Consider the following 14,765-nt stretch of genomic DNA (forward strand, 5'->3'; position numbering starts at 1 on the left):
GGCCTGGCGGGACGCTCTTCCCCGCCGGGCCTGCCGGCTTCGGCCTGCCTGGAGTGCCCGTAAGGGCCCCATGTCAAATCGAGCCGGACCCAACCCGAGCAGTCACACCGAACGGGCCTTGACCTGAGCGAGCAGTCACCGAACGGGACTCAACCCGCCCCACCCTCAACCACCGAGCGGAACTCGAACTTCACCACCCCTCTCCGCGCCTTCACCGCGCCCCCACCAACAACTTGTCCACCAACGTCGCGATCTGATCCGCCACCTGCCGCCGATCGAACAGCAGCTCCACCCGCCGCCGCCCGTGCGCACCCTCCAGGTCAGCCGCCGACGGATCGGCCAGCCGCACGGCCACCGCCTCCGCCAACCCCTCGACGTCACCGGCCGGCAGCACCGCTCCCGCCTCCCCGACGCTCTGCCGCACCCCGCTGACGTCGAACGCCACCACGGACCGCCCGCACGCCATCGCCTCCAACGGCACCAACGCCATGCCCTCGGCCCGCGACGGCAGCACGACCACATCCGCGGCGGCGTAGAACTCCGCGACCGAATCGTCGTGCCCCCACCACCACACGGACTCGTCCTCGCACGCCGTCCGCCATCTCTCCGCCATCGGGCCGTCCCCGACCAGCACGAGCAGCGCGTCCGGCACCTGCTCCCGCACCACCGGCCACGCCGCGAGCAACTGGTCCTGCCCCTTGTACGGCACCAGCCTCCCCACGCACACCGCCGTCGGCACGTCCGGCAGCCCCAACCGCCGCCGCGCGGCCGCCCGGTCGCCCGGTCGGAACCGCTCGACGTCCACGCCGTTGCACACGACCTCCGCCGGCCCCCGCACGCCGACCGCACGCCCGGCGGCCAACTCGTCGTCGCTCACGCACACCAACTGGTGCGTCCACCGCGCACCGACCCGTTCCCAGATCCGGGCCGCCCACGCCACCACCCCGCCGGCGCTCTGGAACGACCACATGTGCGGCTGGAACAACGTCGGCCGCCGCCCGCGCACCACCAGCCGCCCGACCAACCCGGCCTTGGAGCTGTGCAGGTGCACGACATCCGCCTCCAGGCCGCGCAACACGCGCCGGAGTCGCACCGCCTCCCCCACCGTCCCGATCCCCGGCTGCCGACGGGCCCGCCACGCCCGCACACCCACGCCCAGCCCGCGCGCCCGTTCGGCGAGCGGCCCCGGCGGGGACACGACGGTCACCGACCACCCGAGGTCCCGTTGCGCACGGGCCAGTTCCAGCACCACCGCCGCCACACCCGCCGTGACGGGTTGGCTCACGTGCACGACCCTCACCGGCGCACCACCTCCCGGTTCGCGCCCAGCACGACCACGACGCACACCACCGCCAACACGACTCCCTCGCCCAACGCGGCCACCACGGAACCGGGTGGCCCGAACACGTCACCGACTCCGAACGCCACCGCCGCGCAACACCCGGCCGCCGCGACCACCCCGGCGACGCCGCGCGCCACCGAGGCCAACGGCGGGCCGATCCCCCGCCGCGCCAACGCCCACCACGTGCACGGCACCACCAGCCACGCCGCCGCGACCTGCACCAGCGCGACCGCCACCACCCCGTGCCGGGTGAAGACCACCAGCCCGCCGACCAGCAGCACGAGGTGGCTCACCTCCAGCGCCAGGTAGCGACGCGCGTGCCCGGCGGCCTTGAGCACCTGGTACCACAGGTGCAGCAGGCTGATCCCCAAGCCGTACAGGCACAACAGGGTCAGCGGCACGGCCGCCTCCGCCCACCTCGCCCCGAAGACCACGACCCGGTCGGCCAACGCCGCCGTCACCGCGTACAGGCCGCCGGTCACCACCAGCACGGCCGACGTGAACCGCCCGACCACGGCGGACAGCCCTTCACCGGCGCGGATCAGCTTGGCGCACAACGGCAGCACCACGCCGCCCAGCACCACCGCCACCAGGATGTACGGCACCCACGCGATCCGGTAGGCCAACGAGTACACACCGACCGCCTCCGGCCCGTGCACCCTGGCGATCGCCAGGTAGTCCACGTTGATCAGCAGCACGGCCACCAGCGCGCCGGGCCCGACCACCGCGATCCAGCGCGTCGCCTCACCCGCCGCGCCCGCGTCCCACACCGGCCGGACCCGCACTCCGACGACCACACCGAGCACGGGCTGCGCCACCGCCGTGCACAGCAACCCGACGACCAGCGAGTACGGTCCAGCGCCGGTCACCGCCAGCACCACCGCGACCACCGCGCCGAGCACCGCGCCGCCCGCGTCCGGCAGCAGCCGACGGCGGAAGTCCAGGTCCCGGTGCAGCAGCCCCATCTGCACCCCGGCCACCGCCGAGAACGGCAGGCTCACCGCCGCGAGCCGCACCAGCGGCGCGACCGACGGGGCGTCCAGCGCGTGCGCGATCCCGTCGGCCGCGAGCACCAGCGCTAACGCCAGCACCACCCCCGTGCCCGCGCTGAGCACGAGCAACGTGCCCGCCACCCGGCGCGGGTCGCGGTCGGTGCGGCTGACCACGTCGTACACGCCCATCGACTGGACGACCTGGCCGATGTTGACCAGCGCGACGGCCAGCGCCACCAGCCCGAGCCCTTCCTCGGTGAGGAACGCGGCCAGCACCAGCGTGACGGCCATCTGGCTGCCCTTGCTGAGGAGGTTGACCAGGAACAACCAGAGCGACCCCCGCACCGCCCGCCGCCCGACCGACCCCGCCGCCTCACCCGACCTCGGCGCCTGACCCGGACCCGACACCCAACCGGACGCCACCTCCGAACCAGGCACCACACCCGAACTCGACACCACCTCCGAACCTGCCCCCGACCCTGACCTCGACCCCGCCCCCAAACCCAAACCCGGGCCCAACCCCGGACCCGACCCCGGGCCCAACCCCGGACCCGACCCCGACCCCGCCTCCGAATCGGGCGTCACGTCCGAACCGTGCCCACGGCCGAACACCGGCGGGTCGCCGCGAACACCGCCGCCAGCACCCACGCGACCACGACGGCCACACCGTCGACCGTCACGTCCACCCGCGCGCCCGTCACCGCCCGGATCGCCAGGCTGACGAAGTGCAAGTGCGCGAACGGGACCAGCAGCAGCACCACCGACAGCCCGAGCCGCCAGTCCCGCTCACACCGACCCCGCCACAGCACGACGCCCACCGCCACCAACGACGGCACCGCGATCAGCACGTCACCCGGCTGGTGCACCATGGCCGCCACCACCGCGAGGCACGTGAGCAGGTCCGCCGCGGCGGGCTGTCCCATCCGGTCCAGTCGCCGCACCAGCACCGCGCTCACCACCAGCACACCCACCAGCGCGACCGGTTCCGCGCCGCCGGGCAGCCAGCCCGTGACCCGGTACAGCACCGCCGCGAGGTCGATCCGCTGCGCCGTCATGGAGTCCACCGCGCCGTACGCCGTCTCACCGGCGTGCGCCAGGTTCGCCGCGATCACGTCCAGGAACGGCCCGACGCCACCTCCCCGCACCACCAGCGGCACCACCACGACCATGCTCGCCACCGCCGCGACCGCCGTCCCGGTCACCGCCACCCGCTGCGACCCGCGCACGAACAGCAGCACCGCCAGCGGCAGGCCGAACTGCGGCTTGAGCCACGCCAGCGCCAACGCGACCGCCGCCCACCTCGGCGCGTCCCGCCGGGCCAGCAACGCGCCCGCCGCGCCGAGCGCGATCAGCGGGTTCACCTGGCCGACGTACAGCTGCGCCTTGCCCACCTGGCTGAGCACGAGCAGCGTCGCGATCACCCCCGTGCCCAGCGCCAGCGGCACGTGCGGGCGCAACCGGCCGGCCGCCAGCACCGCGAGCGCGACCAGCAGCACCAGCGACGCCAACGCGAACGCCACGGCGCCCACCCGGTACCCCGGCAGCGCGAACGGCGCGTGCAGCAGCAGGTGGTAGGGCTGGTAGAGGTTGAACGTCTGCCGCACCGGCCAGTGCTCGACCATCGTGGCCGGGTCGTACGGGTTGCCGCCCGCCAGGAACTCGCGGATCGGGAAGTACAGCGCGTCCCGGAAGTCCTGCATCCGCTCCTCGGGCCGGGTGGCCCAGGTCGGCAGCGGCACCTGCCACGACGGCCGCAGCGCACGCCACGACGCCACCGCCCCGACCAACACCACCAGCGCGGTGAGCACCCGCACCTTGTCCTTCGACGCAAGAGCTCTCAACGCCGCGGTCTTCACCACAGCCGCCTTCAGCGCCACGGTCTTCAGCACGTCACCACCGCCACCAGGGTCGCCGCGGCCGGCAACGCGCCGACCACGGTCGCCAGCTCGTCCTGCCGCCCACCGTGGGGCACGACCGCGATCACCGCGTCGCCGTCGGCGGGCTCGCCGGTCTTCTCCGGCAGCTCACCGGCCAGGGCCTCGGCGCGGTCGGCCAGCTCCGGGACCACCGCCACGACGCGCGCGGGCCGTGCCGACGCCTCGCACAGCAAGGCCAACCGCTGCGCCAAGTCGGGGTCGTCGTCGGGCAGCACGGCCACCGGCCGCCGCACGCCACCGGCGCTGAGCGCCGCGCGCACCTGGTCACGCGGCCGGGTCCGGCGCAGGTGGCCGACGGCGTGCGCGGCCAGGCCGGCCAGCACGCCGGCGATCAGCGCCAGGCCGTAGGCCAGCGGCCGGTCCGGGGCGACCTGCGTGGTCTCGGGCCGGTCGAGCAGGCGCAGCCGGGCGGCGGGCGCGAACAGGTCGGCATCCACCACGGTCTGCGCGATCCGGGTCGCGGCCTGCGCGGCCCGGTCGGCGCTGTCGGCCCGCACCGACAGCCGGGCCAGGCCGGAGGCCGGCACCAGCTCCACCGACACCCGGCCGGCCAGGTCGTCGATCGTGGTGCCCAGCTCGCCGGCCGGACCCCGCAGCACGGACGGGCTGCGCGACACCTCGACCAGCGCGGGCAGCGACAGCGCGACCACCTCGCCGAAGCTGGCCTCGGGCGGTTGGTCGGGATCGCCGACGGCCGGCACCGCGAGCACGCCGACTCGGCTCTCGTACTCCTTGCCCGCCACCTCCACCGCGACCACCACGGCGGTCGCGACCAGCAGCGCGATCGCGAGGCTGACCGCCAGCGGACGCTTCAGGACCGCGGGCACCTCCGGGACGCGCACGTCCCGCAACACGCTCAGACCCCTCATGACGCTCCGATCGCGGTGCGCAGCAGTTCGTCGTAGGACCGCATCAGCAGACGCGGGTCGTGCTCGCGCCGCACGGACGCACGGCCCGCCTCGGCCAGGTCGGCCCTGGCCCGCGGGTCGAACAGCAGTGACCGCAACGCCTCGGCCGTCGCGCCGGGATCGCGGCGCGGCACCACCACTCCCCCGCCACCGGCCAACGCCTGCCGCACGCCGTCCACATCGGTCGCCACCACGGGACGTCCGGCGGCCAGCGACTCCAGCACCGCGATCGGCATGCCCTCCCAGTCGCTGGTGAGCACGGTGACGTCGGCGGCGGCCAGCAGGTCGGGCACGTCGCAGCGGTTGCCCAGGAACCGCACCCGGTCCGCGACGCCCAGCTCGGCGGCGCGCACGCGCAGCACGTCGCGGAGGCTGCCGTCACCGGCCAGCCACAGCACCGCAACGCCGTCGAGCTTCGCCCACGCCTCCAGCAGCACGTCGTGCCGCTTCTGCGGTTCCAGCCGGGCCGGGCACAGCGCGACCGGCACGTCCGGCGCGACGCCGTGCACCGCCCGGACCGCGTTCCGGTCCACCCGTTCGGGTTGCGGGAACACCGCGTTCGGGATCACCACCGGGTCGGGCACGCCCGCCGCGCGCAGCCGGTCGGCCGTGGCGTCGGCGACCGCGACGACCGTGCGCGAGGTCCGCTTGAGGATGCGGGCCGCGCCGGTGTAGTCGGTCTCCGCGACGCCGTGGAACACGGTCAGCAGCGGCAGCTTCCCCGGCAGCACGGCCAGGCGCGCGACGAGGCTGGCCGACACGTTGTGCGCCAGCACGACCTGCGGCCGGAAGCTGCGGATCGCGGCCTTGGTGGCCGTGGTCGCGCGCAGCACGCCGGTCGCCCTGCGCCGGGCGACGGGCACGGTGAACGTCGGCACGCCGCACGCGCGCAACGCCTCGGCCCGGTGCCCGCCGCCGCTGGCCACGGCCGACTGCCAGCCGAACTGACCGCCCGACCTGGCCATCCCGGCGACGAGCGCTTCGGCGCCGCCGGTACCCATCTCACTGATCACGTGGAGCACACGCAACGTCGCTCGCTCTCCTCAGACGCAGGTCGGCCGCGGCCACGACCGCGACCAGCGACCACAACGGCAGGTAGTACTGCTGGGACAGGAAGGTCGAGGCGACCACGACCGCGATCAGGGACGCTTGGACGGCGACGATCGGCAGCGGGTCGTCGGTGGTGCGGCGCACCCGTGCGCACGTGACCGCGGTGAACACCAGCAGCCCGGCGAACAGCGCGAAACCGGGCGCCCCGAGTTCGGCGGCGATCTCCAGGTACATGTTGTGCGCCACCGGGGTCTGCTCGTCGATCTCGGCGTTGTTCGAGGCAGCGGGGTAGCCCTCGCGGAACCCGCCCGGCCCCACGCCGAGCGTGGGGTGTTCGGCGACCATGCGCGCGGCGGCCTGCCAGCGCAGTTCGCGGGTGTCCACGTTGGTCCCGGCGACGTGGGTCTTCTCCCGCACCGCCCGGTCCAGCTCCGGTCCGGCGAACAGGACGGCGGCCACGCCGAGCACGGCCAGCGCCGCCACACCGCCCGCCAACGCCTTGAGCGGCACCGCGCGGCGGGCCAGCAGCCACGCGACGGCGGCGGTGAGGGCGAGCGCGCCGCCCCGGGAGAACGTCGCCGCCGCGCCCGCCGCCAGCACGACGGCCGCCGCCGCGGTCAGGACCGAGCGGCGCAGCGCGACCAGCAGCGGCAGGGCGGCGACCAGGAAGTAGGCCAGGTCGTTCGGGTCCTCCAGCGGCCCGGCGGCCCGGGTCTGCCCCTCGGCGACCATGCCGAGCAGCGCGCCGACGGCCGACACCACGGCTCCGGCCACGGTCGCGGCGAGCACCGCCCGCAGCGGCACCTCACGGGAGACGACGTCGATCAGCACCACCGTGACCAGCAGGAACGGCAGCCAGCGCAGGGCGTACCCGGTCGCGAACGGGCCTCCCGCGTGCACCGCCCAGGACGCCAGCAGCACGACGGCGAGCGCGGCGAGGACCACGTGGACCGGGTGCGGCTCGGGCGCGCGGCGTTGCCGCACCCGCAGGACGGCCCAGACGAGCACCAGCAGGGCGGACGGCGCCTTGGCCAGGTGGCCGTGCACGTGCAGGAGGTAGCCCTCCAGCGGCGCGGCGAGCACCGTCGCGCACGCCAGGGCCCGCACCAGCCACGTCATCCCGCCCACCGCGCCCGCCACGTCACCGCCCGCACCACGCCACGCCGCGCCATCCCCCGCACCACGCCACGCCGCGCCATCCCCCGCACCACGCGACGCCGCGCCATCCCCCGCACCACGCGACGCCGCATCACCCGCCGCACCACGCCACGCCCTCCCCCGCATCCGCGACGTCATCCCCCGCACCGCGCCAGCAGCCCGGTGTCGTGCTCGCGCAGGCCCGCGTCGAGCCGGTCGACGTGGGCGCCGGTGCCGATCACCTCGAAGTGGTGCTCGCGCAGCGCGCCCAGCACCCAGCCGAGGAACTCGACCTTCCGCGCGCCGGGCACCGCCATGCCGGGGAAGAACTCCATGCCGGGCGCCTCGGCCGCGCCGAGCACGTCGGTGGGGTGCAGCAGCAGCGACGGCTGAACGCCGCGTGCCCGGCACAAATGCAACGCTGCGGTGAAGTACGCACGGGCCAACCGCGGCGAGACTTGGTGCAGTTGCAGCAGGTACGAGCCGTGGATCGGGACGCGCAGCAGCGGCATGGTGGTGACCGGCAGCTCGACCAGGCCCGTGCCGACGCGCCAGCGGTAGGCGGCGTTGGGCGCGCGGACGCGGGAGAAGCCGCCGAACAGGTCGCGTTCGCCGCCGGTCGGCGCGGTGCGGTTGTGGTAGGCGCGGGCGAGCGGGCCGATCCAGGTGGGCAGGGTGCTGGCGTCGTAGCGGTAGCCGCGTTCGGCCAGCAGTTCCAGCAGGTCGCGGGTGACGCTGTAGCCGGGACCCCGGAAGCCGGTCGGTCGAGGCGCGCCCGCGGCGACGATGGCCGCCTCGGTGCGGGCGAGCTCGGCTTCGAGCCGGTCGCGGGTGTAGCGGTGCAGCCAGGGTTCGTGGCCGTAGGAGTGGTTGCCGATCTCGTGCCCGGCGGCGGTGATGTCGGCGACGGCCTGGGCGCCGTCGTCGCGTTCGGCGTCCGCGCCGACGACGAAGACGGTCGTGGTGAGGCCGTGCGTGCCGAAGGCTTCGAGCAGTCGTGGCACGGCGGTGGGCAGGAAGCTGGGGCGGCGTTCCCACCCGGGGTCGCCGTGGGTCTTGAGGTAGGCCCAGAGGTTGTCGAGGTCTAGGGAGACGCTGGCGGTGTTCACCCGGTCACCTCCGCCGGCGCCTTGGCGAAGCGGTCGGCGAAGCCGAGCAGCAGCACGCCGGACACGACGAGCGCGACGCCGAGCGCCACCCACCACTCGCGGCCGGGTGTGATCCGGTCGCCGAGGGCGGCGATGCCGATGATCGAGGTGAGCACGACGGTGGTGGCGTCCATGGTGGCGACCGTCGAGGTGGCCGAGCCGCGGCGCAGGGACAGCGCGAGGTAGGACTGGCCGACCAGGGCTGCGGCGATCATCAACCACGCCAGCGGGTACAGCGGGAGGGTGAGGAACGGTTCGTCGGCGAGCGTCCGGCTCGTCATGGCGACCACCGCGAACGCCAGGCCGGCGGACGCGGCCAGCGGCACCACTCCGCCGATCCGGCGCTGCACCAGCACGAGCGCGACCAGGGGCAGTCCGAACAGGACGATGCCGAGGCCCTGGGGCACGTCGTGCGCGGCCGACGGCGTGGCCGCCGCGACGAGCAGCACCAGCCCCGTCGCCATCACGACGAGCACCACGACCTCGATCACGCGGACCCGCCAGCCGAGCACGGCGATGCCGAAGAGCGTGGCCAGGCCCACCGCGCACGACGAGCCGGCCTGGACGAGGTACAGCGGCAGTTCGGCGCGGGCCAGGAACGCCAGCGCGAACCCGCCCACCTGGCCCGCGAAGCCGAGCAGGTAGAGCCGGTCGCGGGCGAGCCTGGCGAGCAGCCCGAGCCCGCCGCCGCCTTCGTCGGCGCGCCGGGAGGCGATCGACTGGGCGACGATGCCCAGCGCGTACAGCACCGCCGACGCGGCGAGTTCGAGGTAGCCAGTCACGCGACCTTCCCCTGGAGATAACGGCCCGTGGAGACAGCCGGCACGCGGACGCGGTCGGTGTGATCCCGATATCGGAAGGGGAGCGTAGAACCCGAAAGACCTCGACTCGTTCGAGCGATAGGTGACTACACGATCGAGCTAACCCGCCGACTACACAACGACTTCACGCCTCGGTCGGCCGGCGCGAATACCGACGCTCGGAGCACGCCGCACCAGCCGGCGCATGGGCGGGCGAATGGCAGGCGCGCGGGCCGCCGGTGGCCGGTGTCCGGGCGGGCCGACGGCAGACGTGTGGCGGTGGCCGTGGTTACGCGGCGTCGGCGACAGCCAGGCCGATCCTGGTCAGCTGCTCCTCGGTCAACGGCAGCGTCTCGCGTCCCGCGCCCGTGCGGTCGAACGAGCTGTCCTCCTCCCGCCAAGAGAAGTCCGGGCTGCCGAAGTTCGCCACGGTGATCGCGTAGGTCGCGCCGGTCGTCGTGTAGACGCGCAGCACCTGCGCCACCGACTGGAACGGCTCGCTCACCCGGATCGGGTAGAACTGGAGCACCGTCCCGTCCGCGCGGACCAGTCGTCGCGGCGGGACGCAGTTGCCTTCCGCGAACACCTCCTCGTCGGCCGCCGCGACCGGGTCGACGGTGGTGTGGCCGGCCTTCAGGTCGACGCTGCCGGTGCCGTGCTCGTCGGTGACGTCGAGCCACTGGACGTGCCCGTCCACCGAGTCGGGGTGCTTCTCCTTGTTGGCGGGGATCACACGGGTGTGCAGCTCGCTCACCTTCGCGGGTGACGCGACCTGCGCCACCGCGAGTTCCCACGCGTTCAGCACGGGCAGGGGCGGGCGTGGCGAGGTCCACGTGGTGAACCGGCTGCCGGCGCCCATGTCGCACTGCGGGATGGCCAGGATCTCGCGGCCGGCCGGCGGTGGCGCGGTCGACGCGGGGGTGAAGGTGCCGTAGGCGATGCGCGTCGGCCGGTCCACGGTCGTCCACTCCGGACCCGGGGTCGCGGGCGACGTCGTCACCACCGGCCCGTCGCTACCGGGTCGCGCGTCCGGCGGCGCGGCGAGCTCGCCCAGCGCGGCCGTGCCGAAGCCGACCGCGCCGACGACCGCCAGCACGCCCGCCGACGCGCCGACGCGACGCGCCAGCAACCTGCGACGGCCCCGTTTGAGCACGTCCGCCAAGTCCGTCCGCACGGCGGGCGCCGGTCCGTCCACTTCGGACTTCAGCCGGCCGCTCAACTCCTGCTCGTCCCACATCACGCACCCTCCGTCAGGCCTTGTCCGAGGTGACCGCGCCGCGATAGGCCTCGCGGAGCGCCTGCAACCCGCGGGCGGTCTGGCTCTTCACCGTGCCGGTGGAGCACCGCAGCGCCTCCGCCGCCTGCTCGACCGAGAGGTCGTGCACGTACCGCAGCACGAGCACGGCCCGCTGCCGCGGCGGCACGTGCCGCAACGCGGCCAGCAACGGCTGGCGCTCGTCGCTGGAGGTGTCCGCCTCGACGGCCGACTCCGGCGGCGAGGCCACGCTCTGCTCACGTCGCCTGCCCCGGCGCCGCGAGTCGAGGAACAGCCTGGTCACGATGGTGCGCAGGTACGCTTCCGCGCTCTCCCGCCGCACCTTGGGCCAGTGGGCGTACAGGCGGACGAACGCGCCCTGCGCGATCTCCTCGGCCTCGCCCCAGTCGCCGCACAGCGCGTACGCAGTGCGTCGAGCCTGGTCGAACCGGCTCGCGAAGAACCGGGAGAACTCGTCGTCGCGCCCCACCCGTCGCCCTCCCCTGATGTCCTGCGGTCACCACACCTACGCACTTGCGCCCCGCGGGGTTGCACCGGCCGCCGAGTTGCCGGATCGGCAACTTTCTTTGCCGGTCTGCCGGGGTGGTCCGCACTATCGGGGCATGGACGCAACTGAGGAGTACTGGGAGACGTTCTACCGCGACCGCGACCAGGTGTGGACCGGCAAGGCCAACGAGCTGCTGGTGCGCGAGGTCGCCCACCTCGACCCGGGCGCCGCGCTCGACCTGGGCTGCGGCGAGGGGGGTGACGCGTTGTGGCTGGCCGAGCAGGGCTGGCAGGTGACCGCGGTCGACGTGTCCGCCGTCGCCCTGGCCAGGGGTGCGGCCCGGGCCACCGAGCTGGGGCTGGCCGCGCGCATCGACTGGCAGCGGCACGACCTGGCGCGCTCGTTCCCGACCGGGAGGTTCGACCTGGTCTCGGCGCAGTTCCTGCACTCGTCGGTGGCCGCGGAGGGCGAGCGGGAGGGCATCCTGGCGCGGGCGGCCGAGGCGGTGGCGCCCGGCGGGAGGCTGCTGGTCGTGGGGCACGCCGGCTGGCCCACGTGGCTGGCGGACAACCCGCCGGTGGACTACCGGTTCCCGACGAATGCCGAGGTGCTGGACTCCCTCGCCCTGGGCCCCGAGTGGGTGGTGGAGGTGGACGAGTCGGTCGAGCGCGTGGTGATCAGCCCGGAGCAGGTGCACGGCACGCGGTCGGACGTCGTGCTGCGCTTGAGGCGCGGCTGAGGACGGGCGAGCGGCGACGTCAGGCGACGGCGCCGCGCTCGGCCCGCGAGGGCAGGCCCAGGCGGTCGCGGGTGCCCTCGTCGAAGTCGTCCAGGAAGTCGTGCAGGGCGTCGGCGACGTGGTCCAGCGAGCGCGTCGCGTACAGCACCGGCTGGTACCCGGCCGCGACGTACGGCGTGTCCACGACCCGTTCGACGGCCCACGGCCGGATGTCGGCGCGGTGCAGCTGCCCGAGCTCGCCGTAGGAGGACAGCAGCGCCGCCCCGTACGCCTTGACCCGCCCCTGCTCGAACGTGACGCCGTACTCCAGGGTGAACCAGTACACGCGGCTGATCAGGTCCAGGGCGTCCTCGCTGGACACCCGGGACGCCGCCGCGCCGACCAGCCGGTAGAGGTCGGCGAACCACGGCGCGGACAGGTGCGTGCCGTGGCCGAACACGTCGTGCACGACGTCGGGCTCGGGCGTGTACAGGGGCATCGCCGGGTGCCGCACGTACTGCACGGCGTGGAAGTACCCGCGCGCCATGGAGCCCAGGAACCGCTCGTCCGGCACGAGCCCGCCGGCGAGGGTGAACCGGAACCCGGTCAGCTCGTGGAGGCGGTCGCCGACCTCGGCGTGCTGCGGCACGTGGTCGGCGGGTACGGGTGCGGCGTCCCGGGCGCGCAACACCGCCCGGCACACCGTGTCCCGCTGGGCCGCAGTCAGCGCGGCGTGGACCTGCCGCCAGGTCTCGTGCTCCCGCTCGGTGTAGGCGACCGGAGGTGAGGGCGCGCCCACCTCGTGGTCCTCGGCCAGGGCCGCGATCGCGTCACGGCGGCGGACGTACGCGGGATCGCTCAGACCGGGGTGCAGCGGGGCGGCGCCGAGCCTCCCGTCCGGCGCCACCGGCGTCCGTGCGCGCACGTCGACGGTTTCGCTCGTCATGTCCCGGGGCGTACCCGGCTGTTCCGCCGGCACGCGGCCGAAGGACACCGCTCACCCCGTCGGGTGACATCGGGGCCGCCTTCGGGGACGGAGCGCTACAACCGGGCGAGCAGCTCGGTCAGGGCCGGGCCGAGGTGCCGGTCGACGCGGACGGTCGCGTGGACGTCGCCCCTGGTCTCGCCCTTGTTGACGATGAGGACCGGCTTGCCGGCGGCCGCGGCGCGCCGGACGAACCGCAGGCCGGACATGACGGTCAGCGAGGAGCCGAGCACGAGCAGCGCGTCGGCGCGGTCCACCAGGCGGTAGCACTGCTCGACGCGCGGTCGCGGCACGTTCTCGCCGAAGAACACCACGTCCGGTTTCAGCACGCCGCTCGCGCAGTCGGCGCACCCGACCAGCCGGAACGACCGCACCTCGTGCTCGGCCAGGTCGACGTCGCCGTCCGGGTTGATCCTGGTGGAGGTGGCCTCGAACGCCGGGTTGGCGGCGCGGAACCGCCGGTCGAGGTCCTCGCGGGGGCTCACCGCCCGGCAGTCCAGGCACACGACCCGGTCCAGGCCGCCGTGCAGCTCGACCACGTCGGGCGTGCCGGCGGCCTGGTGCAGGCCGTCGACGTTCTGCGTGATCACGCCGGACAGGTGGCCGCGGGCGTGCAGCTCGGCCACGGCGCGGTGGCCGGCGTTGGGCGCGGCGCGGGCGATGGTCCGCCAGCCGAGGTGGCTGCGCGCCCAGTACCGGCGCCTGCCCTCGGCGCTGCCGACGAACTCGTCGTAGGTCATCGGGGTGTGCTTGCGCAGGCTGCCCGCCGCGCCCCGGTAGTCCGGGATGCCGGACTCGGTGGACAGGCCCGCGCCGCTGAGCACCAGCACCCGACCGTCCGCGACCACCCGCACGACCTCGTCCAGGCTGGTGGTGCGCGGCAACGGCGCGCCGGTCGGCGTCCAGCTCAACGTCGGCCGTGTGCGCATGCGCTCCACTTTACGTGCGGTCGGGGGCCGGGCCCGTGGACTCGCGGACCACCAGTTCGGGCGGTCGGACGTCGACCGAGGCGTCCTCGATCTCGTCCAGGGACGCGAGCAGCACGCGCGCCGCCGCACGGCCGAGGCCGACGAGGTCCTGGCGCACGGTGGTGAGCTGCGGGTAGACCAGCTCGCCGAGCGGCAGGTCGTCGTGGCCGATCACCGACAGCTCGCCGGGCACGTCGACGCCGAGCCGGCGGGCCGCGCTCATCCCGGCCACGGCCATGGAGTCGTTGGCGAACAGCACGGCGGTGGGGCGTCGGCGGTCGGCGAGGAGCCTGGCGGTGGCGTCGACCGCGCCGGCGGCGGTGAAGTCGGAGACGATCGAGTGGCTGGGCGCGAGGTCGTGCGCGGCCAGCGCGTCCTCGACCACGCGCCGCCGGTAGAGCGTGTGGACGCGGTCCTCGGGGCCGGAGACGTAGGCGACGCGCCGGTGCCCGTGCGCGACGAGGTGCTCGACGGCCGCGCGGAGGCCGCTGTCGAGCCCGGTCGCCTGCACCGACGGCACGGGGTCGTCCCGCCACGGCGTGCCGATCAGCACGGCGTTCACGCCGAGGGTCCGCAGCAGCTCGAACCGGGTGTCGCCGATCCGGCTCTCGGTGAGCACGACGCCGTCCACCCGGCGTTCGTCGGCCAGCCTGCGGTAGGCGGCCTCCTCCGCGCTCGGCTCCTCGCCGACGATGTGCAGCAGCAGGCCGTACCCGAGCGGGGACAGCTCGCTCTCGATGCCGGAGATCAGCAGGGTGAAGTGCGGGTCGGCGCTGAGCAGGTCCGGCGACCGCTTGGCGACCATGCCGATCGCGCGGGTCTTCGCCGAGCGCAGCGCGACGGCGGCGGCGGACGGCGTCCACCGGAGCTTGCTCGCGGCGGTGAGGACGCGTTCGCGGGTGGCCGCGGAGATGCTGCCCTTGCCGTTGACGACCTTCGACACGGCCGCCACCGACACCCCGGCGAGGGCGGCGACGTCGGTGATCGTCGGCTTGCGGCTCGGCACCCGGTGAACGT

At 74.6% G+C, this 14,765-nt stretch carries 15 protein-coding genes; 1 reads left to right on the top strand and 14 read right to left on the bottom strand.

The genetic code is table 11. From position 1 onward, the window contains the following. Positions 1–211 precede the first annotated feature (211 nt). From AB0I91_RS10080 to AB0I91_RS10130, 11 genes are all read right to left on the bottom strand, one after another. Entirely contained in the window at positions 212–1,300 is a 1,089-nt protein-coding gene (locus AB0I91_RS10080; protein WP_498773155.1) for a glycosyltransferase, read from the bottom strand. Continuing rightward, positions 1,297–2,742 (bottom strand): oligosaccharide flippase family protein, encoded by a 1,446-nt coding sequence (locus AB0I91_RS10085; RefSeq protein ID WP_499636366.1) that lies wholly within the window; start codon positions 2,740–2,742, stop codon positions 1,297–1,299. Before AB0I91_RS10085 ends, AB0I91_RS10080 begins: the two co-directional genes overlap by 4 nt. A gap of 173 nt (positions 2,743–2,915) precedes the next feature. Continuing rightward, positions 2,916–4,223: a glycosyltransferase 87 family protein gene (locus AB0I91_RS10090; protein ID WP_499636368.1), complete on the bottom strand. Its 1,308-nt coding sequence runs from the start codon at positions 4,221–4,223 to the stop codon at positions 2,916–2,918. After that, on the bottom strand, positions 4,217–5,140 hold the full coding sequence (locus tag AB0I91_RS10095; RefSeq protein ID WP_499636370.1) for a YveK family protein: 924 nt from the start codon (positions 5,138–5,140) through the stop codon (positions 4,217–4,219). The genes AB0I91_RS10090 and AB0I91_RS10095 overlap by 7 nt, the downstream gene beginning before the upstream one ends. Further along, positions 5,137–6,192, bottom strand: coding sequence for a glycosyltransferase (locus AB0I91_RS10100; protein WP_499636372.1), 1,056 nt, complete (start codon positions 6,190–6,192; stop codon positions 5,137–5,139). Before AB0I91_RS10100 ends, AB0I91_RS10095 begins: the two co-directional genes overlap by 4 nt. Continuing rightward, entirely contained in the window at positions 6,182–7,348 is a 1,167-nt protein-coding gene (locus AB0I91_RS10105) for an O-antigen ligase family protein (protein WP_499636374.1), read from the bottom strand. Before AB0I91_RS10105 ends, AB0I91_RS10100 begins: the two co-directional genes overlap by 11 nt. Then, on the bottom strand, positions 7,345–7,494 hold the full coding sequence (locus AB0I91_RS10110) for a hypothetical protein (RefSeq protein ID WP_499636376.1): 150 nt from the start codon (positions 7,492–7,494) through the stop codon (positions 7,345–7,347). The genes AB0I91_RS10105 and AB0I91_RS10110 overlap by 4 nt, the downstream gene beginning before the upstream one ends. Positions 7,495–7,521: 27 nt before the next feature. Beyond that, positions 7,522–8,475, bottom strand: a complete 954-nt coding sequence (locus AB0I91_RS10115) for a polysaccharide deacetylase family protein (RefSeq protein ID WP_499615296.1) — start codon at positions 8,473–8,475, stop codon at positions 7,522–7,524. Beyond that, the gene (locus AB0I91_RS10120; protein ID WP_499615299.1) at positions 8,472–9,296 is read right to left on the bottom strand and encodes a DMT family protein; all 825 of its coding nucleotides are present in this window, start codon (positions 9,294–9,296) and stop codon (positions 8,472–8,474) included. Before AB0I91_RS10120 ends, AB0I91_RS10115 begins: the two co-directional genes overlap by 4 nt. A 307-nt stretch (positions 9,297–9,603) precedes the next feature. Continuing rightward, on the bottom strand, positions 9,604–10,554 hold the full coding sequence (locus AB0I91_RS10125; RefSeq protein WP_499636378.1) for a hypothetical protein: 951 nt from the start codon (positions 10,552–10,554) through the stop codon (positions 9,604–9,606). 10 nt (positions 10,555–10,564) lie between these two features. After that, complete coding sequence (locus AB0I91_RS10130) at positions 10,565–11,059, bottom strand: SigE family RNA polymerase sigma factor (RefSeq protein ID WP_498773137.1); 495 nt, start codon at positions 11,057–11,059, stop codon at positions 10,565–10,567. Positions 11,060–11,192: 133 nt separating this feature from the next. Between AB0I91_RS10130 and AB0I91_RS10135 the strand changes: the two genes are divergently transcribed. Then, positions 11,193–11,816, top strand: coding sequence for an SAM-dependent methyltransferase (locus tag AB0I91_RS10135; protein ID WP_498773136.1), 624 nt, complete (start codon positions 11,193–11,195; stop codon positions 11,814–11,816). A 19-nt stretch (positions 11,817–11,835) separates the two neighbouring features. On the opposite strand, the gene AB0I91_RS10140 is transcribed toward AB0I91_RS10135, so the two are convergent. The 3 genes from AB0I91_RS10140 to AB0I91_RS10150 form a co-directional block, all read right to left on the bottom strand. Continuing rightward, complete coding sequence (locus tag AB0I91_RS10140; RefSeq protein ID WP_498773134.1) at positions 11,836–12,741, bottom strand: phenylalanine 4-monooxygenase; 906 nt, start codon at positions 12,739–12,741, stop codon at positions 11,836–11,838. 95 nt (positions 12,742–12,836) lie between these two features. Beyond that, entirely contained in the window at positions 12,837–13,709 is an 873-nt protein-coding gene (locus AB0I91_RS10145) for an NAD-dependent protein deacetylase (protein ID WP_499636380.1), read from the bottom strand. Between the two features lie 10 nt (positions 13,710–13,719). Continuing rightward, a complete protein-coding gene (locus tag AB0I91_RS10150; protein WP_499636382.1) occupies positions 13,720–14,754 on the bottom strand; it encodes a LacI family DNA-binding transcriptional regulator in 1,035 nt (344 codons plus the stop codon). Positions 14,755–14,765 lie beyond the last annotated feature (11 nt).

It is taken from the genome of Actinosynnema sp. NPDC049800 (genome assembly GCF_040656635.1).
Taxonomy (GTDB): domain Bacteria; phylum Actinomycetota; class Actinomycetes; order Mycobacteriales; family Pseudonocardiaceae; genus Actinosynnema.